The 24,191-nt window shown below is 63.2% G+C and carries 24 protein-coding genes and 1 pseudogene; 17 read left to right on the plus strand and 8 right to left on the minus strand.

Translation table 11 applies throughout. The features are described 5' to 3' along the window. Nucleotides 1–405 precede the first annotated feature (405 nt). The 7 genes and pseudogenes from ACOOE2_RS03795 (at nt 406) to ACOOE2_RS03825 (ending at nt 6,945) form a co-directional block, all read left to right on the plus strand. On the plus strand, nt 406–870 hold the full coding sequence (locus ACOOE2_RS03795; RefSeq protein ID WP_420381693.1) for a tyrosine-type recombinase/integrase: 465 nt from the start codon (nt 406–408) through the stop codon (nt 868–870). 373 nt (nt 871–1,243) lie between these two features. Further along, nucleotides 1,244–1,786, plus strand: coding sequence for a hypothetical protein (locus ACOOE2_RS03800; RefSeq protein ID WP_420381694.1), 543 nt, complete (start codon nt 1,244–1,246; stop codon nt 1,784–1,786). Between the two features lie 302 nt (nt 1,787–2,088). Further along, nucleotides 2,089–4,713, plus strand: coding sequence for a DNA-directed RNA polymerase (locus ACOOE2_RS03805; protein ID WP_420381695.1), 2,625 nt, complete (start codon nt 2,089–2,091; stop codon nt 4,711–4,713). Between the two features lie 37 nt (nt 4,714–4,750). Next, nucleotides 4,751–5,311 (plus strand): hypothetical protein, encoded by a 561-nt coding sequence (locus ACOOE2_RS03810; RefSeq protein ID WP_420381696.1) that lies wholly within the window; start codon nt 4,751–4,753, stop codon nt 5,309–5,311. Further along, nucleotides 5,308–5,601, plus strand: a complete 294-nt coding sequence (locus ACOOE2_RS03815) for a hypothetical protein (protein ID WP_420381697.1) — start codon at nt 5,308–5,310, stop codon at nt 5,599–5,601. The genes ACOOE2_RS03810 and ACOOE2_RS03815 overlap by 4 nt, the downstream gene beginning before the upstream one ends. Beyond that, a pseudogene (locus tag ACOOE2_RS03820) lies at nt 5,588–5,740 on the plus strand (helix-turn-helix domain-containing protein); the annotation flags it as partial. The gene ACOOE2_RS03815 and the pseudogene ACOOE2_RS03820, both read left to right, overlap by 14 nt. Before the next feature lie 35 nt (nt 5,741–5,775). Then, complete coding sequence (locus ACOOE2_RS03825) at nt 5,776–6,945, plus strand: tyrosine-type recombinase/integrase (protein WP_420381698.1); 1,170 nt, start codon at nt 5,776–5,778, stop codon at nt 6,943–6,945. 96 nt (nt 6,946–7,041) lie between these two features. Here the strand turns inward: ACOOE2_RS03825 and ACOOE2_RS03830 are convergent, their stop codons facing one another. Further along, nucleotides 7,042–7,242 (minus strand): hypothetical protein, encoded by a 201-nt coding sequence (locus ACOOE2_RS03830; RefSeq protein ID WP_420381699.1) that lies wholly within the window; start codon nt 7,240–7,242, stop codon nt 7,042–7,044. A 69-nt stretch (nt 7,243–7,311) separates the two neighbouring features. Between ACOOE2_RS03830 and ACOOE2_RS03835 the strand changes: the two genes are divergently transcribed. Continuing rightward, complete coding sequence (locus tag ACOOE2_RS03835) at nt 7,312–8,055, plus strand: hypothetical protein (RefSeq protein ID WP_420381700.1); 744 nt, start codon at nt 7,312–7,314, stop codon at nt 8,053–8,055. Next, nucleotides 8,052–8,558: a hypothetical protein gene (locus tag ACOOE2_RS03840; RefSeq protein WP_420381701.1), complete on the plus strand. Its 507-nt coding sequence runs from the start codon at nt 8,052–8,054 to the stop codon at nt 8,556–8,558. Before ACOOE2_RS03835 ends, ACOOE2_RS03840 begins: the two co-directional genes overlap by 4 nt. A 77-nt stretch (nt 8,559–8,635) precedes the next feature. On the opposite strand, the gene ACOOE2_RS03845 is transcribed toward ACOOE2_RS03840, so the two are convergent. Beyond that, nucleotides 8,636–8,884, minus strand: coding sequence for a hypothetical protein (locus tag ACOOE2_RS03845; RefSeq protein WP_420381702.1), 249 nt, complete (start codon nt 8,882–8,884; stop codon nt 8,636–8,638). A 10-nt stretch (nt 8,885–8,894) separates the two neighbouring features. Here ACOOE2_RS03845 and ACOOE2_RS03850 point away from each other — a divergent pair, with 10 nt between their 5' ends. From ACOOE2_RS03850 to rplA, 5 genes are all read left to right on the plus strand, one after another. Beyond that, a complete protein-coding gene (locus tag ACOOE2_RS03850) occupies nt 8,895–10,844 on the plus strand; it encodes a diguanylate cyclase (RefSeq protein WP_420381703.1) in 1,950 nt (649 codons plus the stop codon). A 291-nt stretch (nt 10,845–11,135) separates the two neighbouring features. After that, the gene (gene secE, locus ACOOE2_RS03855) at nt 11,136–11,330 is read left to right on the plus strand and encodes a preprotein translocase subunit SecE (RefSeq protein WP_420381704.1); all 195 of its coding nucleotides are present in this window, start codon (nt 11,136–11,138) and stop codon (nt 11,328–11,330) included. Between the two features lie 49 nt (nt 11,331–11,379). Next, nucleotides 11,380–11,916 (plus strand): transcription termination/antitermination protein NusG, encoded by a 537-nt coding sequence (gene nusG / locus ACOOE2_RS03860; protein WP_420381705.1) that lies wholly within the window; start codon nt 11,380–11,382, stop codon nt 11,914–11,916. Between the two features lie 244 nt (nt 11,917–12,160). Beyond that, on the plus strand, nt 12,161–12,592 hold the full coding sequence (rplK, locus tag ACOOE2_RS03865) for a 50S ribosomal protein L11 (RefSeq protein ID WP_420381706.1): 432 nt from the start codon (nt 12,161–12,163) through the stop codon (nt 12,590–12,592). A 4-nt stretch (nt 12,593–12,596) separates the two neighbouring features. Further along, complete coding sequence (gene rplA, locus ACOOE2_RS03870; RefSeq protein WP_420381707.1) at nt 12,597–13,295, plus strand: 50S ribosomal protein L1; 699 nt, start codon at nt 12,597–12,599, stop codon at nt 13,293–13,295. Between the two features lie 184 nt (nt 13,296–13,479). Here the strand turns inward: rplA and ACOOE2_RS03875 are convergent, their stop codons facing one another. From ACOOE2_RS03875 to rimO, 4 genes are all read right to left on the minus strand, one after another. Beyond that, complete coding sequence (locus ACOOE2_RS03875) at nt 13,480–14,028, minus strand: hypothetical protein (protein WP_420381708.1); 549 nt, start codon at nt 14,026–14,028, stop codon at nt 13,480–13,482. Continuing rightward, a complete protein-coding gene (locus tag ACOOE2_RS03880) occupies nt 14,025–14,786 on the minus strand; it encodes a competence/damage-inducible protein A (RefSeq protein ID WP_420381709.1) in 762 nt (253 codons plus the stop codon). The genes ACOOE2_RS03875 and ACOOE2_RS03880 overlap by 4 nt, the downstream gene beginning before the upstream one ends. A gap of 41 nt (nt 14,787–14,827) precedes the next feature. After that, nucleotides 14,828–16,300 (minus strand): flavin-containing monooxygenase, encoded by a 1,473-nt coding sequence (locus tag ACOOE2_RS03885; protein ID WP_420381710.1) that lies wholly within the window; start codon nt 16,298–16,300, stop codon nt 14,828–14,830. A gap of 102 nt (nt 16,301–16,402) precedes the next feature. Continuing rightward, the gene (gene rimO / locus ACOOE2_RS03890) at nt 16,403–17,794 is read right to left on the minus strand and encodes a 30S ribosomal protein S12 methylthiotransferase RimO (RefSeq protein WP_420381711.1); all 1,392 of its coding nucleotides are present in this window, start codon (nt 17,792–17,794) and stop codon (nt 16,403–16,405) included. 71 nt (nt 17,795–17,865) lie between these two features. Between rimO and ACOOE2_RS03895 the strand changes: the two genes are divergently transcribed. Further along, nucleotides 17,866–18,333, plus strand: a complete 468-nt coding sequence (locus ACOOE2_RS03895; RefSeq protein WP_420381712.1) for a DUF1761 domain-containing protein — start codon at nt 17,866–17,868, stop codon at nt 18,331–18,333. A gap of 568 nt (nt 18,334–18,901) precedes the next feature. On the opposite strand, the gene ACOOE2_RS03900 is transcribed toward ACOOE2_RS03895, so the two are convergent. Both ACOOE2_RS03900 and serS read right to left on the minus strand, forming a co-directional pair. Beyond that, complete coding sequence (locus ACOOE2_RS03900) at nt 18,902–19,648, minus strand: peptidoglycan DD-metalloendopeptidase family protein (RefSeq protein WP_420381713.1); 747 nt, start codon at nt 19,646–19,648, stop codon at nt 18,902–18,904. After that, on the minus strand, nt 19,645–20,925 hold the full coding sequence (gene serS, locus ACOOE2_RS03905; RefSeq protein WP_420381714.1) for a serine--tRNA ligase: 1,281 nt from the start codon (nt 20,923–20,925) through the stop codon (nt 19,645–19,647). Before serS ends, ACOOE2_RS03900 begins: the two co-directional genes overlap by 4 nt. A 158-nt stretch (nt 20,926–21,083) precedes the next feature. Between serS and ACOOE2_RS03910 the strand changes: the two genes are divergently transcribed. Together ACOOE2_RS03910 and ACOOE2_RS03915 are read left to right on the plus strand one after the other, a co-directional pair. Further along, nucleotides 21,084–22,838 carry a chloride channel protein gene (locus ACOOE2_RS03910; RefSeq protein WP_420381715.1) on the plus strand — a complete coding sequence of 585 codons (1,755 nt, stop codon included), beginning with the start codon at nt 21,084–21,086 and terminating at the stop codon, nt 22,836–22,838. Nucleotides 22,839–22,843: 5 nt separating this feature from the next. Then, nucleotides 22,844–24,139 (plus strand): dicarboxylate/amino acid:cation symporter, encoded by a 1,296-nt coding sequence (locus tag ACOOE2_RS03915; protein ID WP_420381716.1) that lies wholly within the window; start codon nt 22,844–22,846, stop codon nt 24,137–24,139. Nucleotides 24,140–24,191: the final 52 nt, after the last annotated feature.

Below are 24,191 nucleotides of genomic sequence, written 5' to 3' on the forward strand. Positions count from 1 at the left end.
GTGGGATAACCCCTATCCGGCTGGTGGCAAGCTGGCCTATGCATGGGATCAAGGGCACACCATTGGGCGTAAGCGCTCGTGACCACCCTATCAGCCTGCCTCACCCAAGCTGCCCTCTACTGGGAAACCAAGCGGGACGGCGCTAAGATGCTCCAACGGGCCACCACTTGCGTGCGCCTGCTAGGATCAACCCGCCTCGCCCACAAACTCACCCCAGCGGATGCAATCAACGTGCTCGCCGGTCTCAAACGCAGGGGCCTCGCTACAAGCTCCCAGGCGGGCCATTACGCAGCGTTCCGGCGTATGCTGTCACTCAACGGGATCACCTACCCACTATGGCCATCCGGTCCAACCCCTCCGCGCCGATCACGGGAACCACTCAGCGTTGACGCTCTGGGGCTCCTGATGCAAACCCTAGAGGCGCACGGGTCGATGCAAACCCTGGACCTGGCGCGGGTGCTGGCCGCTACGGGAATGCGGGTGGATGGCGAGGCGCTGAGCTTTGACGGGTGGGCGAGGCGGGATGCTACCCAGACCCTCCACATCACCGGCAAGGGTGGGCACGAGCGGACTGTACCTGTGACCGATCCTGTAGCGTGGTCCATCCTGTCCGACCCAGACCGCTACCTCCCCATGATGAAGCTCAGCTACCGCACGCATAGCCGTAACTGGAAGCGGGCTGTAGAGGCTGCACAGATTGGGTCAAAGCTACCAACGCCACACGCTGTCCGCCACTACTATGCCACCCAGGCCTATGCCAAGTGCAAGGACATTCGGGTGGTCCAGGACTTGCTCGGTCACGCGGACTATGGAACAACTGCCCGGTATATCGGGGTTGATATTGAGCGGATGAGGAGTGCTGTGTCATGATCACTATCTATGATCCAACCAACCCCCCACGGTCCACAGGCAACCGGCTAAGGTGGGCGGTTAGTACGATGAATGCGCGCCCGGCTGACATCCCAGGGCTGTGGTGGGTGGACGGGTATCCTGAGCTTACCACCGGCCAGTTACTCCAGATAGCGGAGCAGACAAGGGGGCGCTCGTGAGCAAACACGCTCCCAAACCACCCAAACACGTAGCCGGGTCGATCAACCTGAGGGCTATCATGAGGTCTCGCTCATTATGCATTGACGTGCTGGTCCTGAGGGGTCATATGAGGGCTGTTGCCACTCGCAAGGTGGCACACCTCACGTTCCCCGAGGACTGACACCGAGGGGAACATCCTTGCAAGGAACCCCGAATGAAACAGAACCTCTTTCGACGCTGCACCACGGCCACCCTGGCAACCCTCGCCTCGGTGGCCTTGTTGTGCCTGCCTTCGGTGGCCATGGCGGACAACATCTCCCCGGTTGGCTTCCTGCCCACCACAACTGTCTTCGGTGTGGCGGATGCGGTGGCTGGCTACACCAACTCGACCACCACAGCCTCGGACATCACCGGGGCCACGCTCACCATTCCGAAGTCAACCAAGCCCCTGGTCGGCAACACCTCGGGCGGTCCCACGGGCATCGCCTCGGCCCTTCGCCTCTGCTATTACGCGGATGCGGGCAAGGCCACGTCCACCACGGGCACAATCAACCTGGTGGTGAATGGCGTGACCATCGCCAATGCGGCTCGCCAGATCAACTTCAATGCGGCTCGTGGCGATGCGGCTGCTTGTTACGTGATGGCCCGCCCAGTGGCCACGAGCTTCGTGGTCAAGCTCCAGGGCGTGTCGGGTGATACCGCAGCGTTCACCGTCTACAATGCGCAGCTCACTGCGGAAGTTCTTTACTTCAACTGATTAGCATCCCTGTTGCCCTCCCAGTGTGATCTTTGCGGGTTCCACTGGGAGGTGCCGCTAAACAGGGGGACCGCCGATGCCAGCCTACGATACCGCAGAAGATTTACTTCAGTCGATCCGAGAACGCTTCCAGGTACGAGCCCACTTCGGCTCCCTGTTCGATGACATTCACCACCTCCTCCCCGAGAAGCACCGTATCCGATTGATGGGTCCCATGGATGAGGCCCACGAGCTGGCCCGAGCAGTGGCCGCATTGGATGTAGCTTTGGAGGCCCTCAAGAAACCCCCGGAGCCACACAAAGATGAACCGCCCACAGGACGAAACACTTAGGGATCGCCAGCGGACACGCGAAGCTGCGGCCCGAGATGCAGCCCTGGGCAAGCGCGCCAAGAGCATAGCTGAAGGTCATCTCGGGCCGGTTCTCAAGCGGTGGATCAATGCAGGCGTGGTGCCCATCGCGGCCCTCCTGCGGGAAGTAGCCCAGGCTTACATTCGGGGTGATATGGGGGAGGTGGCTGTCTTGCTGGACACGCCCACCGCAGAGCTTAGCGCCAGGGAACGCCCACTCCTACCACTCATGGAATGGTGCCTGCGAGGCAAGTCCCCAGGCCGGGCAGAGACGACAACCCATGCTGAAGACCTGGTGCTGGCTTTCATGGCCTCCACCCTCAATCGCGTAGCCCAGGACAAGGCCACCCTATCGAGTTCGCTGTGCTCAGCCGCAGACTGCCTCCGGGATACCGTCCACGGGCAGTTCATCGTGTCGATCCAGGGGGCCACTGCAATGCAGGCTCTCCGTGAGCGTAGCCCCGAGCTGTGGCAGCAGAAGAAGTCCCTTCGGCGCATATCCTCTCAGCTCCTCTCCCAGGTCCGTCCCCAGCTCCAACAAGCCCAGGAGGATGGGTCGCTGAAGGCCACCGGCAAGCATGTGCTCAAGGTCCTGGACCACCGGGGCGAGCTGCGGCGGATAGACCTGGTGCCACCCGATGAGACCGCCTGGGAGATACTCGCCCTGTGCTTCCGTGAAGAGGGCAACAGCGGGACACCCGAGAGCCGGAACCTGTGGATTGGCTTTGCAGGGCTCCTCCTCTCATGTGCCCAGAAGACAGGCGGATGGTTTGAGGTGGCTGAGAACCGGGTTGGTCGCAAGGGCCACACCCGAACCACGAAGCTCCTGGTGCTGTCCGAGAAGGCCCACGAGGCGATTAGCAAGGATGTGGAACGGTGGATGGGCCTGGGGTTCTACGCTGAGCCGATGGTCGCTGCCCCTGAGCAAGGGGATTACCTCACCGTGAAACACCGCAAGATCACCGGGCAGAGACCTCCCAAGGGACTGGTCACCGATCCTGAGAACACCGATGCGTGGGAAGCTGCCTGCATCCTTGCGGACACGCCCTGGACCATCAACCCCTACGCGCTCGCACACTTCCGGGAACACCCTGAGGAGCTGGCTGAGGGTGACACGGCTGCGGTCATGCGCTTGGCCGAACACCGGAGGCTTGCTGGGGAGGATGCCATCTATCTGCCCACGAGTATGGATTTCAGGGGGAGGCTCTACTACCGGCCCGCGTGGTGTGGCCCTCAGAGTGCGGACATGGGCAAGAGCTTGCTGTGCTTTCCGCTGGAGGGTGAGGCGCACGAGGGCAAGCTGTACACGGACGATGAGGCCCAGACAGCATTCATTGCCTTTGTGATGCACATGGGTGGTCTCTACGGGAACAAGGTGGACAAGGCACCTCTGATTGACCGGCTAGGCTGGTGGTCGAAATGGAACAAGGCCCCCACTTTTGAGGAGGCCGACAAACCCCTCACTCTGCGCGCTCACCATGAGCTTGGCGAAGCGGGGCAAACTGATCGCATCCCCATCCAACTGGATGGCACCTGCAATGGCCTCCAGCACCTCTCAGCTCTGTTCCGGGATGAGGGGGCGGCGGGACTGGTCAACCTCACGGCCAGCACGTTGAATGAGCCCCCAGCGGACTTGTATGGCAAAGTCGCGGAGATTGTCCTCGGGAAGTGGGAAGTTGGGCGCACCTGCGAGAGCCGGGACTGGGAATGGCGTTTCAACCAGACCGGCCTCAAGATCGACCGCAAGCTCTGCAAAGGCCCGGTCATGGTCTTGCCCTACGGGGGAACCCGTGAGGCTGTGCGCCTGGCTGTGAAGACCAATGTGCTCGCCCAGATCAAGGACCGCTACGGGACCACCTGTGCGCTGGAAACACCCTGGGGCAAGGTCACCGAGGCCAACTACGCGGTCTTCCGGGATAGGGACCTACACGACCACCCCCTCTTCAACACTGATGTTGGCCTTCTCTCGGGGCTCATCTGGGAGTCTATCGCACCAGCAATCCCCAAGGCCATGGCCGCTATGGCCACCTTGCAGGCGATTGGTGGGTTCGTGGGTGAACGTGGCCTTAGCTGGCGCGTGGGAACAGGAGACAAACCGCTGTGGGTTACTCAGGCCAAAAGCAAGGCGAGCCGCAAACAAGTGACCATGAGGGGCTTCCACTTGCCGGACATGGTGAGGCGGTTGACGCTGATGAGCAACTCCAACGAGGTGGACCCCAAGGCGCACCGTTCGGGCATTGTGGCCAACTTCATACACTCACTCGATGCGGCTCACCTCTCCCGTGCGCTTGTGACATTCCGTGCCCGTGGTGGAGATTGCGTGGGAGCTGTCCACGATTGCTTGCTCGTGCGCCCTTCCCAGGCTGGATTAATGGGTACGGTGCTGAGGGATAGCTTCGTGGAGCTGTACGAGGCCGATCCCCTCATGTCACCGGTGAGGCTTATCCCTCTTGACGGTAGCCCTCACATCGAATACCTCACTTGGCACGAGCTGGCAGAGGCCGCAGGTGTGGCCTTCCCAGACAGGGGCAGCTTCGATATTACCGAAGTGAGGAAGTCTGCATGGTTCTTCTCGTAATCGCGTTCTGCGTGGTCATGCTCCTGGGCGTGCGCTTGTGAGCCTCATCCCCACCATCCTCCAGCCCTACCTCACGTATCTCAAGCTGGGGGTGGCCGCAGCGGCTCTCACCGGAGCGGGATACGCAGGGTGGAAAGTGGAGAGCCTCCGCTGGGATGCGTCCCTCGTGGCCCAGGCTAAGGCAGCCGACAAGGCCAAAGCTGTAGCTCTCACCCACGAGCGGACTGCAACGGCCATCACCCAAACGAGCCGCGATGAGGGCGACACCCAGCAAGCCAAAACCCGCACGGTCTACCAGACCATCACCAAGGAGGTGCCGTACTATGTTCCATCCGTTCTGCCACCCACTCCGGTTGGCCAGCCTTGGAGCGTGCCTCTCGGTGCTCTCCGCCTGCACGACTATGCAGCCACCGGCACCACTCCCCCCATTCCCGCCCCCACCAGTGAACCTGTCGGAGCCCCTACCGGAATTGAGCTGCCTGCCCTTATCGGCACAGTTTCCGACAACTACGGGGTGTGCAGGGGATACCGGATCGAAGCCGAAACCTGGCGCGACTGGTACGCCCACGAATTTGCTGCCTGGGGAGCAGTGAAGTGACGGGGCTGTGGGCAACCCACGGGAGCACCGAGAGTGGAGACTCGCTTCCAGTCATCCTCTGGTCCTCAATCCCGGATGAGACCACCGTCCACAAGGTCTACGAGGTCCTGCTCCCCGAAGAGTATGGGCAGGGCTGTTCGGTTCGGTTCGAGCGTAGCCCGGTTGAAGACCACGCGGGGGTAACCTTGGCGTTCAAGGCCCAGGATACTCTTGCGCGGCTGGAGGCTGCGGGGGTCGATAACTGGGAGGGTTACCACCTCGCGTTCCAGGACGAGGATGAGGGTGACTGAGCTGCTTACCGCAAAGCAAGCAATGGCCCGGATGCACGTCCGGGAGAAGACCCTTCGGAGACTACGGCAAGAGGGCCTCATCCCTTTCGTCCAGGTCTCCGAAGGGATCATTCGTTATAGGCTGGAGGATTGTGACGCCTACCTCCTCAGCCGCCTCCAGAGGATCGAACCGTCATGTCCAAGCCCATCAAAACCCCGAAGAGCCCGTACTGGCAATACGACTTCCAGTTCAAAGGGGTCCGATTTCACGGCTCTACGGGATGCACGTCTCAAAGGGACGCTCAGCGTTTCATCGACAAGAAGCGCCGCGAGGTAACCCTTGGCGAAACCCCGGTAGTGGATAGCCCCACAATCGACCGTGCGTGCGGCTTGTGGTGGGAGGCTGTGGGGGAGCTGAAGGCCAACAAGGCCACCGATGAATACCGACTGGCAGCCCTGATAGCTGGTCTCGGGGGCAGCCGCCTCCTCTCCAGCCTCACCCTCCGCGACCTGGACGCCTACGTGGCCCAGCGCATGGCTCCTCGTGCGATCCCCGCAAAGACCCACATGGCCAAGGGCAAGCTGATCGTGGACAAGCCCGCTTACGAGGCTCGCCTGTCCCGCTCCTCGGTCAACCGTGAGATACAGCTCCTTCGCCGGGTGGTCTTGTGGCTGGGGCAGCCGGGCCGGGGCTACACAGTCCCCAGGCTCGAATGGAAGGCCGCTCTGGGCAAGGAAGCTGCGGAGCGCATCCGGGAGTTGTCTGGGGATGAAGAGGCGCGGCTGTTCGCGGTGCTGGATGCAGACCTGGCAGCCTTCGCGGAGTTCGCCATGCTCTCCGGCCAGAGGCGTACCGAGCTGGTCAACCTGAAGTGGTCCGAGGTGGACTTGCAGGGAGCGAGGGCGCGGACGATCCTCAAAGGTGGCGACCCCCATAGCTTCCCGCTCAGCCCACGTATGCTTGCGATCCTGAAGGGCCTTCCGCGCGTGAAGGGCATCGACCAGGTGTTCACCTACGAGTGCCGGGATGATCGTCCGTCGATGCACGGTGACATTGCCCGCATCAAAGGCAAACGCTACCCGCTCTCGAAGCAGGGGTGGACGCGGAGGTGGCGCAAGGCGTTGGCCGAGGCGGGGATTGAAGGCTTCCGCTTCCACGACCTCCGCCACACAGCCGCGACTCGCATCGTTCGGGCCACGGGAAGCCTCAAGGTTGCCCAGCGCCTCCTCGGCCACAGCAACATTGCCACCACCGCCCGCTATGCCCATGCCTCCGAGGATGACCTCCGTGAAGCCATGGAAAAGGCACAGAGCGGGGTCTCCTACCGGAATAGTCCCGGACCAAAGTTGCGCTCAGTAAAATAACGCTGTATATCAAGGCGGTGCTTGGGGGTGGGTTAGGTCTCCAAAACCGAGGGCCATGGGTTCGAGTCCCCTCACTCCTGCCATTCACCATAGAAATCAGCCGTTTTTTGGGTGAATTTGGCTAACCTCTCTGACGGGGTTATCCATTTTTTCTGATTTGGCCTGTTCGCGAGTCGTGCGATCGAACTCGATGACAGGGGCCATGGCCAGCTCTGCGATGCGTTTTTGTTCGACAGCGGCGACGCTCAAAGCATTGTAAGCCGTCGCTGTGCCGAACCCTGGCTTACAAAAACGCAAGACGTTCTCGTTATGGCTCGACAAACGTCGTACGCGCGCCGAAAAGGCGACTAGGAGTGACGCGGTCCAATGAGCGAGGCATACACCTTCAAGATTGAGGGCCAATATAAGCCCGACGATATCCCGCTGGAACGCCTAGGCGATTACCTGAAGGCGCTGGCCGATGTGCTGGGCGAGCCGGCAAACGTGCATTTTCGCAATCTCACAGAAGGTTCGGTCGTCGCTCATATCGCGGTTGACCATCCGGCAGTGCCAAAGGTCGCTCATCGTGTCATGGCCATCGCAACAAATGCGGCTGACGATAAGCTTTTCGCCGCGGTCGAGAAGCTCGATCGCATGCTGGCCGAAGACAATGCGACCGGCGAATTGCTCGCCACAGACAACGTCATCCGGGTCAATTTCGCCGGGCGTAATCGGCCTGAGCCCCTGGTATATGGGCCGATGAAGCAAAGCGGCACGCTCGACGGGGTTGTCGTGCGGATTGAAGGGCGCGATGCCACTGTCCATGTGGGCATCGTCGACAACGGGCGCGCCTGGTCGCTTGAAGCGCCATCGAGTATGGGGCGTGGCTTGGCCGCGCTTTTTCACGCAGGACCTGTTCGGTTCCATGGGGTTGGCACATGGAGCCGGCAGGGCGATGGACGGTGGCATCTGAAAAAGTTCGTCATTGCTCGCGTCGAGCCCCTCGATAATAGCCCGCTCTCGGACGTTATCGACAAGGCGCGCCGCGCTGGCCCATCGGAATGGAGTAAGCTTGCTGATCCGCACGATGAATTGCGGCGCGTGCGGGGCGGAGAGGAGGCACTGCATTGATCGCCGTAGCCGATACGTCGGTTCTACTCCACTTTTTCGACCCAGATTGCCGCGCGCCCTTGGGTGATGACGGCCAGCAGATCGGGCAATGCAAGGAGCGCGTAGAAGCGTTAATATTGCGATTATCGAGGGATGGCGACGTTCTGATCGTTCCCACTCCAACGTTGGCCGAAATATTGACCCGTGCGGGCGCTGCCGGCCCTGTCTGGCTTGGCGCGATCGAGGGAAAGCGGGCGATCAGGATTGAGCCGTTTGGTTTGATGGCAGCGGTTGAATGCGCCGCGATGTCCGCGACCAGAAAAGCGCGCAACCCGGACTCTAATAGGGCGAAATCCAAGTTCGATGAGCAGATCATCGCGATCGCGCGGGTCGTCGGCGCTGATGAGATCTACTCAGACGACGTTGATATTCGAAAGTTGGCCGGAAGCGACTTCACGGTGTATGGGATCGCTGACCTGCCGCCGCCACCACCGCAATCACAACCCGACATGTTCGAGCCCTGAAACTTCCCAAACGGCACCCAAAAGGTTATCCATTTGCCCCGGGGCACCGCAGGATTCGGTGGATCGGTTTTACAGGGTTATCCGCGATAAGGGTTCTGTAAAAGCACGATTCGGGCATTTCGCTCACTCCTGCCCTTTTTTTTCTGAAAGCCGGTGCTGGCAAAGGCACGCGAATTGCCCGGCGCCCCTGCGTAATCGCGCCGGTCGGGGAGGGCGCAGCGCATATGCGCGGCGCCGGGTTTGGTTTCTCCTGTATTATTGCCTTTATAGGCATTTTCACCGGTTTTGGCGCCCGATCGCAACTTTGTGTTAACGGATTTGGCCAAAGGTGCGGCGATGACCGAAATGCGAAATTTTGGCCCGGAGGCCGTGGCGCGCGCATTGCCTGCCGAGGTGCTGAATTCTGAAATCCTGGGCGATCACGCGCTCGATTCGGGAATTCTGGGCGCGAATATCCTGCACGATCTGGCGCTGGAATATCGGAAGCTGCGCGATCGCCTGTGGTGGGTGCTTGTGGGCGGGTTCGGCTATTTCATAATCGCGACGTGGACTGTGGTTTACGCCACGCAAACGCGCACCCATGCGGCGGTGTGGCCGGCAGATGCGGTCATCCTGGCGTTGCTGCTGTCGCGGCCACGGCGCGAATGGTCGTTGCTGTTGCTTGTCGGCTGGGTGGCCAATGCGCTGGCCAACGGTTTCGGTCGCGACTGGGCACCAGGCATCGTGGGCTATGGCGCGGCGCATATGGGCCAGACGCTGCTGGCCGCGTGGCTCATCACCAAGGCGCGGCTTGGCAAGGATATGCTGGCCGACGGACGCACGACCGCACAGTTTCTGCTTGCGGCAGGGCTGGTCGCACCGGCGCTGGGCGCGGCGGGTGGCGCGGTGGTGTCCGCGCTGACGTATGGGTCGCCGATGCTGGAATCGTTTCTTGCCTGGTTTGGATGTTCCGCGCTTGGCGCGGTGATCTTTACGCCTTTTTTCAAGGCTCTGTTCGATAACAGTTATGTCCGCGCGATCGAGACTCAGACATCGTCGGCACAGATGCGCGGGCTCGGTCTGTTTGCCTTTCATGCGCTGACAACGGCATTCGTGTTTTCACAAAACAGTCTGCCGATCCTGTTTCTGCCCGTCTCCTCGCTGCTGCTGCTGTCGTTCGGGCAGGGGCGGCTGGCGACTTTGGCCGGAGTGATCGTGGTCGAGTTGATCGGCACGATCGCCTCGATCCATATGGGTGGCCCGATGGCGCTGTTGCACCAGGGGGCGATGTTTCACACGGTGTTCTTTCAGTTTTACCTGGCCGTGATGATGTGCACGACGATGCCGGTGGTTGCGATCGTCGCCTCGCGCGCAGAGGCACGCACGCAACTGGCCGAGCGCGAAGAGCTGTTGCGGCTGGTCATGGCGCATTCGCCCGACGCCATCCTGGGGTTCGACAGTTCCGATATCTGCCGCTGGGCCGATGGGCCGGTGCTTGGTTATCTGGGTCTGGCGCCGCACGATCTGGTCGGCGTGTCGCTGAAACGGGTGGTGGCGCGCGCCGGGATCCGGCTCGACCAGATCCCGCCGGTGTCCGATGGGCATCATCCCGGCGGCGACTACACACTGCGCACGGCAGAATTCCGGTCGCCTAGCCAACCCCAGATCACGCTGGAGGCATCGCTGCGCACCGCACGGCAGGGGCATGATGGCCACGATGCGCCGGCAGTGGGCTCGGTGATCACGCTGCGCGACATTACCTTGCGCAAGGCGCGCGAAATGGCGATCTCGCGGCGGGTCGAAATCGACGACCTGACCGGCGTGTTCAGCCGCGCCGGGTTTCGCCAGCGGATCACCCGCGCAGTCGAGGCAGCGAGCGTGATCTCGCCGATCGGCGCGGTGACGCTGGCATTGATCGATGTCGATCATTTCAAATCGGTTAATGATACGCATGGCCACCCCGCGGGCGATGCCGCGCTCGTCGAAATCGCACGGCGCCTGCTTGCGGGCACGCGCCAGGACGATGTCGTCGGACGGATGAGCGGCGATGAATTCGCGATCCTGTTTCGCTGCGACCTCGAATCGGCGCAAGCGATCTGCGAACGCATCACGCGCGTGGTGGCGACCGAGCCGATCGTGACGATCGGCAATGTTCGCGTGCTGACGTCGATCTCGTGCGGGCTGGCGCAATTGCGCCTCGGCATGACGCGCGAGGCACTGTTCGACGCCGCCGATGTCGCGCTATACGAAGCCAAGCGATCGGGGCGCAACAGCGTGCGGGTAAAGCGGGCAAGGGTGAAGACCTGAAAGTCTTTGTTGGGAAGCGCCACCCACCGCCCCGCACCCCCGGCCCATCCGCCCATTCAGGGTACTCTCGTGGGCGGATGGGCCGGGGGTGCGGGGCGGTGGGTGGCGCTTAAGTCGCTCTTGGCGACTTTCGAAAACGGCCCCTCTCTTGCCTTTTTTTCTGTCGCCGCCTAAATGCGAATCTCTCCCCGCAGATTTGGAGTGTTACTTGCCCCTCCCGGACTTGTCCGGGGCGGCGATGACCCCTAGGCGGAACGCGTGATCTTTTTCGTTGAAGGCAAGACAAGAGCCATGGCCAGGACCAGTCCGAGCGAGTTTTTCAACCAGGTGAAGGCCGAAGCGCGCAAAGTCGTGTGGCCGACCCGTCAGGAAACCGTGACCACCGCAATATTCGTCGGCGTCATGATGCTGATCCTGTCGGTGTTCTTCCTGGGTATCGACACTCTGTTCGGCTACGCCGTCCGGCTTTTGCTGCAACTTGCCTGATCCGCGCTGAAGCGCGATCACTCACGACCGATCTGTTCAGGAAATCACTATGGCCCGTTGGTACATCATCCACGCCTATTCCGGCTTTGAAAACAAGGTTCGCGAAGCGATTGTCGCCGAGGCCGAACGCAAGGGCCTGACCCAGCTGGTCGAAGCGGTCGAAGTGCCGACCGAAACCGTGACCGAAGTCAAGCGCGGCAAGAAAGTCCAGGTCGAGCGCAAATTCATGCCCGGCTACGTGCTGGCCAAGCTGGTGCTGAACGACGACGTATATCACCTGGTCAAGAACACGCCCAAAGTCACCGGCTTCCTGGGCACGAACAACAAGCCGCAGCCGATCTCCGAAAAAGAGGCGCAGCGGTATTTCGGCGCGCGCGATGCCGCAGCGGCCGAGCCGAGCACGCAGATCGTGGTCGATTACGAAATCGGCGATTCGGTCAAGGTCAACGCGGGGCCGTTCGCTTCGTTCAACGGCGTGGTCGAGGATCTCGATTTCGACAAGAGCCGCGTCAAGGTGTCGGTGTCGATCTTTGGTCGCGCAACACCGGTCGAACTGGCGTTCGAGGAAGTCGAGCTGGTCAAGTAAGCGAAAGACGCTACCGGCCCGCCCTCCACCCGACCGCCCGGATCATACCGCAGGACGCTCAGCTGGCGGAACGAGCCGATACCGTGGCGCCATAAAATCTTGCATTCTGTGCGTATGTCGTTATGCGCGCGCACTTCGCCGGGGCGTTTCGCCCTGGTTAAATCCGCTGCGGGAGGCATGGCAACATGCTGTCTGACCGCTCACTCTGCGGGGGCAACCCCAACAGGAAGACAAGGAGGCCATCGTGGCCAAGAAAATCGATACCTATATCAAGTTGCAGATCAAGGCTGGCGAAGCCAAGCCTTCGCCGCCGATCGGGCCCGCACTGGGTCAGCGCGGCGTCAACATCATGGGTTTCTGCAAGGAATTCAACGCCGCCACGCAGGAAGTGGAAAAGGGCACGCCGCTGCCGACCGTGATCACGGTGTATTCGGACCGCTCGTTTTCGTTCATCACGAAAACCCCGCCGGCCACGTTCTTCATCAAGCAGGCGCTGAACCTGAAATCGGGTTCGAAGCTGCCGGGCAAGGATTCGGCCGGCACGATCAAGCGGTCGCAGCTTGCCGATATCGCGCAGTTGAAGATGAAGGATCTCAACGCCAACTCGATCGAGCAGGCGGCAAAGATCATCGAAGGTTCCGCCCGTTCGATGGGCATTCAGGTTGTGGAGGGCTGATCCGATGGCAACGACAAAAAAATCAAAGGCCCTGACCACCAAGCTCGGCGACAACCAGAAGCTGTATTCGATCAACGAAGCGATCGCGCTGCTGAAGGATCTGAAAAGCGCCAAGTTCGACGAATCGCTTGAAGTCGCGCTCAATCTCGGCGTCGATCCGCGTCATGCCGACCAGATGGTGCGCGGCATGGTCACGCTGCCTTCGGGCACCGGCAAGGACGTCAAGGTTGCGGTGTTTGCCCGCGGTGACAAGGCCGAAGCGGCCCTTGCCGCAGGCGCAGACCGCGTCGGCGCCGAAGACCTGCTCGAAGAAATGCAGGGCGGCAATGTCGATTACGGCCGCGTGATCGCCACGCCCGACATGATGGGCATCGTTGGCCGTCTGGGCAAGATCCTGGGCCCCAAGGGCCTGATGCCGAACCCGAAACTGGGCACGGTGACTCCGAACGTCGCCGATGCGATCAAGGCCGCCAAGAGTGGCCAGATCGAATTCCGCGTCGAAAAGGCCGGGATCATTCACGGCGGGATCGGCAAGCTGTCGTTTTCCGATGACGCCCTGCGCGCCAATTTCGACGCCTTCGTCGACGCGATCGTCAAGGCCAAGCCAGCCGGTGCCAAGGGCAAGTATCTGCGCAAGGTCGGCCTGTCGAGCTCGATGGGACCGGGCATCAAGGTCGATGTAGCAGAAGTCTACGGCGCCTGATTTTTCGCGGCGATGATTGAAAATGGGGGTCGGGGCCATAAGCTCCGGCCCCTTTTTTTTCTTCCCCCCTCCCCTTCAGGGGAGGGGCCGGGGGTGGGGCCTCTCGGCTACAGTCCATGGTCGCATAAGCGTCGGCGAGTGGGGATAGGCCCCACCCCAACCCCTCCCCTGAAGGGGAGGGGCTTCAAGAAGAGCGGCGCGCAATATTCGCCCGGGTGTAGCATTCGCTGACCAGGCTGTACGCCACGCCGTCATCGCGCCGCAGCACGGCGGTGTTGTGCTGGATCGTGCCTGCGGGGCATGATGCGGGCGATGACGTCAGATAGTGCCGGTGCAAGCCCAACGAAACGACGACTTTGCCGAACGGCATGCGCGTCGTCTCAAGCGTCTGGTTCATCGCCGGCGTCAGCCGCCCCGGCACATACCAGTTGCGCGCATCGGACAACACCACCCCGCCGCACGACAACAGCACATGGCGCACCCGCACCGGTTCACCCGCGCCCACTGCCAGCATCGCCCGGATCGCCGGCGTTGCCGGCAACGCATCGGCATCGTCCTGGTTTGCGGCGTCGACATGCGCCGGGTTGGCGATGCCGGCTCTTGCGCACCACACCTCGAGTGCGAGCGTGGCGCTGTCATGCGCAGCCAGTTCGTGGCGGAAATCGATCAGCGCAGTATCGCGTGCGCACCCGGCGGCCAGCACGAACGCGATCGCGCAGAACCGTCGGATCATATCCCCCCGTCGACCGGTTCACGCCCGATCGCGGCCAGTTGCGCACTCAGGTCCTGCGCGCAGGCCAGCAGGACATCCGCATCGACCGAGCGGATGACGAAATTCGCGCCCGTCCGGCCCTCGCGAAAAAACGGATAGCTGCCGATCTGGACCCCGGCAAAGCGCTTTTCGGTGTCGCCCAGCATCACCGCGATTTCGCTTTCGGCGACCCAGCATCCGACCGTGTGGCTGATCACCGGCAATCCACCTTCGAGCTTGCCGGTCAGGCCATCGAGCATCTGCGCGGTGATCGAGGGCACGCCGGCCATCAGGAACACGTTTCCTGCGCGAATGCCCGGCGCGCCCGAAACCCGGTTTTCGATCAGATCGGCGCCATCGGGCACGCGTGCCATGCGCAGCCGTGCATCGTTCAGCCCGCCGCGCGTCTCGTAATACGCCTCCAGGATCGCACGTGCGCGAGGATGGATCACGACCGGCACGCCCAGCGCCTGCGCCACTGCGTCGACCGTGATGTCGTCGTGCGTGGGGCCGATGCCGCCTGTCGTAAACAGGTAATCGTTGCGTGCGCGCAGCGTGTTCACCGCCTCGACGATTGCGTCGATCACATCGGGCACCACGCGCACTTCGCGCAGGCGGATACCCTGCACGCCAAGCCATGCGGCCACTTGCGCGATGTTCTTGTCCTGCGTGCGGCCGGACAGGATTTCGTCACCCACCACGATCAGCGCGGCGGTCCAGATACGATCGGTGTTGGTCATCGCCAGTCGGGATAAAGCAATGGCGGGCCCATGCAAGCCGCCTATTCGGCGGCTTGCATGATCGCCGGGGCTCGATCGAATCGCAGCACGCCGTCATCCACAGGATCGCGTTTCATCCACACCCGGTCGCGCATGTAATCCTGGTTCAGCCGCCAGCGCATGTCCGACGCGCTCCTTGGCATCAGATGGCGCGCGCGGCTGATATAGCCCGACGACAGATCAAACGCCTCCTCGTCGATCAGGCCGTGGTCGGCGGGCAGGACCGGGGTGGCGATGGTCGCCCCGCGTGCCGCCATCAGATTGATCAGGCGGCAGATATAGTCTGCCACGATATCGGCGCGCAATGTCCACGACGCATTGAGATAGCCGAACACCGCCGCCAGGTTGGGCACGTTGGAAAACATGCAGGCCTTGTAATAATAATGCTGCGACCAATCGATCGGCACGCCATCGAGGCGCATCGCGATCTTGCCGGCCATCGTCACGCTCAGCCCGGTCGCCGTGACGATCACGTCGGCCGCCAGATGCTGCCCCGATTGCAACAGGACACCCGTCGCATCGATCCGGTCGATCCGGTCGGTGACCACATTGGCGCGTCCCGCCTTGATCGCGGCAAACAGATCACCGTCGGGGATCAGGCACAGCCGCTGATCCCACGGATTGTAGGGCGGGGTGAAATCGCGCTCGGTGAAATGGGGGCCAAGTTCCTTTTGCGTCATTTTGGTCATGTAGGCCCGCGTCTTTGCCGGATCGGCGCGGGCGCGGTGGAAAAAGAACGACTGAAGCCGGATATTCTTGAAGCGGGTGAGGCGGTACGCCCATCCTTCGGGCAGCACGCGACGCAGGAAATTGGCCAGGCCATCGCGCGCCGGGCGCGCCGCCATCCATGTCGGCGTGCGTTGCAGCATCGTGACATGCGCCGCAGTTGCAGCCATCGCAGGCACCACGGTCACCGCCGTCGCGCCCGACCCGATAACCACGACCGATTTGCCCGCGTAATCGAGATCGGCGGGCCAGAATTGGGGATGGACGATGCGCCCTGCAAAATCCGCCGCGCCCGGGATGCCCGCGTCGTGCGGGTCGTCGTAGTCGTAATAGCCGGATCCCAGATACAGGAACCGCGTCGCGATCCGGTTGATTGTGCCACCGGTTTCGAGTTCCAGCCGCCAGACCCCGCCGTCGCTGTCCCAATCGGCCGAGACCACGCGTGTGCCGAACCGGATTTTGGGGCGGATCCCGCGTTCATCGACGATCCGGTTCAGATAATCGAGGATCGCCGGGCCATCGGCGATCGATTTTTCGTGCCGCCAGGGTTCGAACACAAAACCCAGCGTGTGCATGTCGCTGTCCGAGCGCACGCCCGGATAGCGGAACAGATCCCACGTTCCGCCCAGTTCCGCGCGCCGCTCGATCACGCCATAACGCTGCCCGGGGCACAATTTTTCCATATGCGCGGCCATGCCGATACCCGAAATGCCCGCGCCGACGATGATCAGGTCGAACGGCGTATCCATGCTTCTCTCCCGTCGCGTTTTTTAATCGACGAGTTAAAGTCTATGGCAAATCGGCGGCGGAGACCAGCGATTGAAAAGCCCCCTTCACGAGGAGGAGGAACATCAGTCGGCGATCACCCCGAACAGATCGTGGTCGTCCGCATCCTCGATGTCCACATCGACGAAATCGCCCGCTTTCAGCCCCGCGGGCACATTGCGCAGATGCACCGCGCCGTCGATCTCAGGCGCATCGGCCTGCGACCGGCCGGTGGCGCCGATGTCGCCGTCTTCGTCGGGTTCGCCGCGTTCGTCGATGATCACGCGGATCGTGCGCCCGACTTTTGCGGCGAGCTTGGCGCGGCTGATCGCTTCGGTGCGTTCCATCAGACGCGCATAACGCTCTTCCTTGACCGCTTCGGGCACCGGATCGGGCAAGTCGTTGGCGAGCGCGCCGGCGACGGGTTCGAAGCGGAATGCGCCGACGCGGTCGAGCTGTGCCTCGTCCAGCCAGTCGAGCAGATAGCGGAAATCGTCCTCGGTCTCGCCCGGAAACCCGACGACGAAGCTCGACCGGATCGCGATATCGGGGCAGATGTCGCGCCAGGTGCGCAACCGTTCCAGCACTTTGGCCTCGTTTGCCGGGCGCTTCATCGCGCGCAGCACTTTCGGACTGGCATGTTGGAACGGAATGTCGAGATACGGAGTCAGCAGGCCTTGCGCCATCAGCGGGATCACCGCCTCGACATGCGGATAAGGATAGACATAATGCAGCCGCACCCAGGGCACCTGCCCGTCGGGGGTGCGCAGGCCACCCAGTTCGCGCGCCAGGTCGGTCATGTGGGTGCGCACGGTCTGCCCCTTCCACTGCCGGTCCTCGTGGCGCACGTCGACGCCATAGGCCGAGGTGTCCTGGCTGATGATCAGCAGTTCGCGCGTGCCCGCGGCCACCAGCTTCTCCGCTTCGCGCAAGACCGCGTCGATCCGCCGGCTGACCAGCCCGCCGCGCAATTGCGGGATGATGCAGAACGCACAGGCGTGGTTGCAGCCTTCGGAAATCTTCACATAGCTGTAGTGGCGCGGCGTCAGCTTGATATCGCCGGGCGCGGCCTGCGGGATCAGGTCGATATACGGTCCCAGGCCCGGAGGCGCTGCCGCGTGGACCGCATCGACAACGTCTTCGTACTGATGCGCGCCGGTCACGGCCAGCACCTGGGGGAAGCGCGCGCGGATCACATCGGCCTCGTTGCCCATGCAGCCGGTGACGATCACGCGGCCGTTTTCGGCAATCGCCTCGCCGATCGCGGCCAGGCTCTCTTCCTTGGCCGAATCGAGAAAGCCGCAGGTGTTGACCAGCACGACATCCGCGCCCTGGTAATCGGGGCTCATCGCATAGCCATCGGCGCGCAGCCGGGTCAGAATGCGTTCGCTGTCGACCAGCGCCTTGGGGCAGCCGAGGCTGACCATGCCGACGCGCGGCGAGTCCGGAATTTTAAGCGGGTGTGCGGTGGTTGCCATAAGGCGGCGGCGCATAGCGTGTTTTGGCGGGCGCGTCACGCGCCACGCGATTTGCCAACGCGGGCCACCCTATGTATGTGCCAGATCGGTTTCATCTGCGCACGATCTGGCGCCCGGGAGAACTGTCGATGGGTCCAGTGAACTGGTTGGGCGTTGTGGTGGCCACGATTGTTGCGCTGGCGGTGTCGGCGCTGTGGTACGGGCCGATCCATGGCCGCGCCCGCGTGGAAGAGCTGGGCCCGGGCGGTCTGGGCCAGCGGATCGCGCCATGGCGCAACTTCATGGCCAGCGGCGTGCTGCTGCTGGTGTCGGCGACGATGATCGGCCACATGTTTGCGCGCGTCGGAGCGCCGACGCTGGCGGTCAAGCCATGGCTGTATTTCATGATGACCGGCGGGCTGGCCGGTGCATTCATCATCCCGGCGATGTGGTTCAATTACATGAACCTGCGCGTCAGCCGCCGCATGGCGCTGATCGATGCCGGGTTCTGGCTGCTGGCGTACCTGGCGATGGGGCTGGTTTTCTTCGTAATGCGCTGAATCCTCCCCGGAACGGGGAGGGGGACCGCCCGCAGGGTGGTGGAGGGGCGGTGCCTCATAGTGCGAACCGTTCGACGGTGCGCAGTATAGATCTCGCGCTCCGTTATGAAAAGGCCGCGGCGATCACGCGTACGGTCCCGGGATCCGTACGAATATCAAAGGTGGCCAAAAAATTCCCCCGTGTCACGATAAAAACAATAGGATTCGTGCCATTCTCCGCGATACATAAACGCACATACCAATTTATGACCCGTAAAAATCGGCATATCCTTTGAAGGTGTGTATGATTTTGGGTCTTGTTTTTCGTGAACCATCACAGATTGAACTTTTTTTGTATGCCGTACTGGTAATAATCATCGATGTTGGATTTGATGGCGTAGTGATAAGCCAAAATTGCAAGTGCGATATTGCCTGCAATCGATATAGCAATGATGCATTTCAGGTTGACCATTTCATTTCCCCCCCAGGGGCATTACCGCGCTGGCGCGCTTTCGTAAGGTTGGTGTCATGAGGCCCTGCCCCTCCACTACCCTTCGGGCGGTCCCCCTCCCCGTCCCGGGGAGGATTTCTACAGTCTGACCGGCAGCGCGCGCAGCGGGTCGCGCGGGACGTTGTCGTGGCGCAGTTCGAAATGCAGCGCCGGCGTCCGGGCCTCGCCGCTTTTGCCGATCCGTGCGATCGGCGTGCCTCTGGCCACGATCGTACCCTGTTTGACTTCGACTTTGCCCAGGTACGCATAGGCCGTGGCCCAGCCGTTGCCGTGGTCGATCACGATCAATTGGCCATAGCGTTCGGGCTCGGTGCCGGCAAAGATCACCCGGCCCGACACGGCGGCGCGCACGATCATTCCGGAATACGCGGCCAGGTCGATCCCGTTGTTGGGCCGGCCGCGCACATCGGCGCCGAACTTGCTGACCACGGCGCCCGATGTCGGCCACATCAGACGCGGTGTACCCAAGTCCGGGCGGACGATCGGGGTGGGGACATAGGGCGCGCGCCGGGTTGCCTGCACCGGTATCTGCGGTGGGGGCGCGACGCGGTGCGGTGGACGCGCAGGCGGAAATTTTCGTCCGCGCGGCATATTGGGGTCGGGGCGCTTCAGCACCGTGCCCGGGGTCAGCCGCGAGTCGGGATCGATGCCGTTGGCGCGCGCCAGGTCGCCCGGCGACACGCCCATGCGCGCGGCGATTTCCGCAACCGTGTCGCCGCGCTCGGTGGTATAGGTCCACGCGATGATCGCGTAGTCGTGCGCCGCAGCGGGCGCCGCTGCCAGCAGGGCCAGGCCCAAAGTCAGGCGGGCGGCCCGCCGGATCACGCGGCAGGCACGAGCCGGGTCAACCCGGCGACATAAGGCGCCAGCACCGCCGGCACCTCGACCGAGCCATCGGCCTGCTGGTAATTCTCCAGCACCGCAACCAACGTCCGCCCGACCGCAAGGCCCGACCCATTGAGCGTATGGACGAATTCGGTGCTCTTGCTGCCTTCGGGGCGATAGCGGGTGTTCATCCGCCGCGCCTGGAAATCGCCGCAATTCGAACACGACGAGATCTCGCGATAGGCGTTCTGCCCCGGCAGCCACACTTCCAGATCATACGTCAGCCGCGCGGTCGCGCCCATGTCGCCGGTACACAGCCGCACCTTGCGATAAGGCAGCTCAAGCGCCTGCAGCACCGCTTCGGCGCACAACGTCATGCGCTCGTGCTCGGCGGCGGAATCGTCGGGGCGCGTGATCGACACCAGCTCGACCTTTTCAAACTGGTGCTGGCGGATGAACCCGCGCGTGTCGCGCCCGGCTGCACCCGCTTCGGAGCGGAAACACGGTGTCAGTGCAGTCATGCGCAAGGGCAGCGCCGCATCGGCGAGAATCTGTTCGCGCACCGAATTGGTCAGGCTGACTTCGGCGGTCGGGATCAGCCAGCGGCCATCGGTGGTCCTGAACAGGTCATCGGCGAACTTGGGCAATTGGCCGGTGCCGAACACCGCTTCGTCACGCACCAGCAGCGGCGTGATGCATTCGACATAGCCATTGGTACCGGTCTGAAAATCGAGCATGAATTGCGCCAGCGCACGGTGCAGCCGCGCCATGCCCCCGCGCAGGAAGGTAAACCGCGCGCCCGAAATCATCGCGCCGGTTTCGAAATCGAGGCCCAGCGCCGGGCCGATATCGGCATGTTCGCGCGGGGTGAAATCGAACGAGCGGGGTGTCCCCCAGCGCAGCACTTCGACATTGTCGGCCTCGTCCGCGCCGTCGGGCGCTTCGTCTGCGGGCAGATTGGGCAGCCCGGCCAGCGCATTGTGCAGTTCGGCGGTCAGGCGGCGTTCGTCGTCTTCGCGCGCCGGCAACTGCTCTTTCAGCGCAGCGACTTCGGCCTTCAGCGCCTCGGCGGAGTTCCTGTCGCCTTTGGCCATCGCCGCGCCGATCGCTTTGGATGCTTCGTTGCGACGCGCCTGCGCCTCCTGCATGCGTGTCACGAGGGCTCGCCGTGCGGTGTCGATTGCCAGGATTTCGGCCGAGGCAGCGGGACTGCCGCGCCGGGCAAGCCCAGCGTCGAAGGCGGCGGGGTGTTCGCGGATCAGGCGGATATCATGCATGTGCGGCCTATGCCCGCGCGCCCGCAGGCGTGCAAGAGGGGCAATATTAGCTGCAAGGCCATCGGTCCATCGTTGTGCATCAACCGGGTCGCAAATCGGCGCCTCGCGCGCTATGGCGGCCGCATGAGGGCATCGGACATCGTGACGGAGGCTGGCGCATGAACCGGCCGGTACGCACAGTGGCGGTGCGCGTGCGGCGATGGCTGCGCGAAAGCGAGGCAGCATTCATCCTGCTGGCCGCTATCGTCGGCTCGGCCGCCGGCACTGCGACCTTGGCACAAGGCTGGCTGGCGCATGCGATGCAGCAGGTGCTGTACGGCGTGAAGATCAACCGGCTGAGCGCGCTGACCGCGATCGCGCATCCCTGGCGCCTGCTCGCGCTGCCGCTTGGCGGCTTGTTGCTCGTGCTGATGGGCCGCTGGATGGCACGGCGCGGCGATGGCGGGAATTGGGCACCGGTCGACGTGGTGGAGGCCAATGCGCTGCATGGCGGGCGCATCCCGGCCGGCGACAATGTGGTGATCGCGGCGCAGACGATCGTGTCCAACGGCTGCGGCGCGTCCGTGGGCCTGGAGGCGACCTATGCGCAGATGGGCGGCGGCATGGCCTCGCTGCTGGGGCAGCAGCTGAATTTGCGCCGCGCCGATCTGCGCACGCTGGTGGGCGCGGGCGCGGGCGCAGCGGTGGGCGCGGCGTTCGGTTCGCCGCTGGCGGGCGCGTTCTATGCATTCGAGATCGTGATCGGATCATACAGTATCGCGGCCGTCGCCCCGGTCATCGCGGCCAGCCTGGCGGGCGTGCTGGTGCTGCGCTGGCTGGGGGTCGAGCCGTATCTGGTCGCAGCGACGGTCAACCGCGCGCGCACGGTGTTCGATTACGGCGCGGCGGTTGCGTTGGGGCTGATCTGCGCAGGCCTTGGCATCGTGGTGATGCGCCTGGTTACGCTGGCCGAGCGTGCGTTTCAGGTGGCGACGCGCAGCAGCCAGTGGCGCCCGGTGCTGGGCGGCGCGCTGCTGATGCCGATCGCGTGGATCACGCCGCAGGCGTTGTCGGCAGGGCATGGCGCGCTGCATCTCGATCTGATGACCCGCCCGCCGGTGCAGTTCCTGGTACTGGTGCTGGGGTTGAAAATCCTCGCCTCGGTGATTTCGCTCGCCAGCGGGTTTCGCGGCGGGCTGTTTTTCGCTTCGCTGTTCCTGGGCTCGCTGGCGGGGCAGGCCTTTGCCGAGGCGCTCAATCTGGCGCATCTGGGTGTCGAGTTCGATCCCACCGATTTCGCGCTGGTCGGCATGGCGGCGATGTGCGTGTCGGTGATCGGCGGACCGATGACGCTCGCGTTGCTCACGCTGGAAACCACGCACGATTTTTCGCTGATGGGCGTGGTCATGACCGCCGCGCTGATCGCGAGCGCGGTCACGCGCGAAACATTCGGCTATTCCTTCTCGACCTGGCGGCTGCATGTGCGCGGGTCGGATATCCGTTCGCCGCGCGACATCGGCTGGATGCTCAGCCTGACGGCCGAGCGGATCATGCGGCGCGATTTCGTCACCGTGCCCCATACGATGACGATCGGCCAATTTCGTGAAACCGTGCCGTTGGGCTCGGCAAGCAAGGCGGTCATGGTCAATGCGGCCGGCGTCTACCAGGGAATCGTGCCGACGCCGGCCGCTTATGACCCGACGCTCGATCCCGCCGACCCGATCGCGCCGCTGGCGCGCCAGACGACGATCATGCTGCTGGCCGACACCGCGATCAAGCCGATGCTGAGCGCGTTCGACGATGATGGTGCCGACGAACTGGCGGTGGTCGATGATCACGGCCGGGTGATCGGCGTGTTGAGCGAGAGTTATGCGCGGCGGCGATATCTCGAAGAGATCGAGGCCGCACAAAAGCGGATGTTCGGCGAGGGGTGAGCCGGTTGCGCAAGACTCGGACGGTTGCGCAAGACTGGGGCGGATGCCACACGATCCCGATGAAAATCAGCCGCACACACATCATCCTGGCCGCGCTGGTGCTTGGCACGATCGCCGGCATCGCGGTCCGCTGGATCGGTTCGCCCGGGCTGACCGCGACGGCGCAAGCCTTTCTGCCGCTGGGTCAGATGTGGGTGCGCGCGTTGCAGATGACGCTGATCCCGCTCATTTTCGCAATGATCACGCATGGCGTCGCCAGCGCGGTGGCGGGCGGGCAGGGCAGCCGGCTGATCGGTACGACGCTGGGACTGTTCCTGGCCGCGATGGTCGTCACGGTGATCCTGTCGACGATCCTGGTCGAAAGCGCGCTGCACACCTGGCCGATCCCGGCGCATGCGCTCGATGGCCTGCTTGGCGCCGATGCGCCGGCCCCGGTGCCGGGGCTGGCGGCGCAACTGATGGCGATCATTCCGGAAAATCCGGTCGGCGCGGCCGCGCAGGGGCAGATTTTTCCGCTGGTGGTGTTTGGGCTGGCGCTGGGCATCGCGCTGGCACGGATGCCGCGGGAGGGCGATGTGAAGCAGGGCGCAATCATGCGCGTGCTCGCCGAGCTGGCGGCGGCGATGATGCAGATTGTCGACTGGGTGCTGATGATCGCGCCGGCCGGGATATTCCTGCTCGCGCTGGGGCTGGGCCTGTCATCCGGACTGGGCGTGGCACGCGTGCTGGGGGTGTTCATCGCCCTGTGTTTTGCCACCACCCTGATGATGGCGGCGCTGTGTTATGTCGTGGTCAAAGTCACCGGTGCAGCGCCGCTTGGCATATTCGCCGCTGCGATCATCCCGGCGCAGGCAATGGGCGCGGGCAGCTGTTCGTCGCTCGCGACCACGCCGGTGATGATCGAAGTCGCGACCGAACGGCTGGGCATTCCCGAAGATGTCGTGGGCCTGACGATCCCGATGGCGGTGTCGCTGTTTCGGCTGGGCACGGTCGCGCATGCGGTTGCGGCCGTGCTGGTCGCGGCGCATGCGGTCGGTGTGCAACCGGGGCCGGTGCAACTGGTGCTGGCGGGGCTGGCGGTTATCCTTGGCAGCATCAGCGGCGCCGGGCTGCCGGGCGCGGCGGTGATCTATGCGATCTACGGCCCGGGGTTGCATGTGCTGGGCGCGCCGATGGCGATCATGCCGCTGTATGTTGCAGTAATCGCCCTGGCCGATCCGGTGATTACCGCAACCTCGGTGACGGGGGATCTGACCGCAGTGACGCTGGTGCACCGACTGTTGCGCAAGCGGACTTCTTGACCCATCCGCTTCACATAAGTGGTTGAAGAGCCTCCGGCGGCCAAGGGCCATT

The organism is Novosphingobium sp. (genome assembly GCF_965214355.1).
Taxonomy (GTDB): domain Bacteria; phylum Pseudomonadota; class Alphaproteobacteria; order Sphingomonadales; family Sphingomonadaceae; genus Novosphingobium.

What these genes read in the sequence shown, in the direction of transcription:
- ACOOE2_RS03795 (WP_420381693.1), top strand. Translation starts at nt 406, where the DNA reads ATGCAAACCCTAGAGGCGCACGGGTCGATGCAAACCCTGGACCTGGCG.
- ACOOE2_RS03800 (WP_420381694.1), top strand. Translation starts at nt 1,244, where the DNA reads ATGAAACAGAACCTCTTTCGACGCTGCACCACGGCCACCCTGGCAACC.
- ACOOE2_RS03805 (WP_420381695.1), top strand. Translation starts at nt 2,089, where the DNA reads ATGAACCGCCCACAGGACGAAACACTTAGGGATCGCCAGCGGACACGC.
- ACOOE2_RS03825 (WP_420381698.1), top strand. Translation starts at nt 5,776, where the DNA reads ATGTCCAAGCCCATCAAAACCCCGAAGAGCCCGTACTGGCAATACGAC.
- ACOOE2_RS03835 (WP_420381700.1), top strand. Translation starts at nt 7,312, where the DNA reads ATGAGCGAGGCATACACCTTCAAGATTGAGGGCCAATATAAGCCCGAC.
- ACOOE2_RS03850 (WP_420381703.1), top strand. Translation starts at nt 8,895, where the DNA reads ATGACCGAAATGCGAAATTTTGGCCCGGAGGCCGTGGCGCGCGCATTG.
- secE (WP_420381704.1), top strand. Translation starts at nt 11,136, where the DNA reads ATGGCCAGGACCAGTCCGAGCGAGTTTTTCAACCAGGTGAAGGCCGAA.
- nusG (WP_420381705.1), top strand. Translation starts at nt 11,380, where the DNA reads ATGGCCCGTTGGTACATCATCCACGCCTATTCCGGCTTTGAAAACAAG.
- rplA (WP_420381707.1), top strand. Translation starts at nt 12,597, where the DNA reads ATGGCAACGACAAAAAAATCAAAGGCCCTGACCACCAAGCTCGGCGAC.
- ACOOE2_RS03875 (WP_420381708.1), bottom strand. Translation starts at nt 14,028, where the DNA reads ATGATCCGACGGTTCTGCGCGATCGCGTTCGTGCTGGCCGCCGGGTGC.
- ACOOE2_RS03880 (WP_420381709.1), bottom strand. Translation starts at nt 14,786, where the DNA reads ATGACCAACACCGATCGTATCTGGACCGCCGCGCTGATCGTGGTGGGT.
- ACOOE2_RS03885 (WP_420381710.1), bottom strand. Translation starts at nt 16,300, where the DNA reads ATGGATACGCCGTTCGACCTGATCATCGTCGGCGCGGGCATTTCGGGT.
- rimO (WP_420381711.1), bottom strand. Translation starts at nt 17,794, where the DNA reads ATGGCAACCACCGCACACCCGCTTAAAATTCCGGACTCGCCGCGCGTC.
- ACOOE2_RS03895 (WP_420381712.1), top strand. Translation starts at nt 17,866, where the DNA reads ATGTATGTGCCAGATCGGTTTCATCTGCGCACGATCTGGCGCCCGGGA.
- serS (WP_420381714.1), bottom strand. Translation starts at nt 20,925, where the DNA reads ATGCATGATATCCGCCTGATCCGCGAACACCCCGCCGCCTTCGACGCT.
- ACOOE2_RS03910 (WP_420381715.1), top strand. Translation starts at nt 21,084, where the DNA reads ATGAACCGGCCGGTACGCACAGTGGCGGTGCGCGTGCGGCGATGGCTG.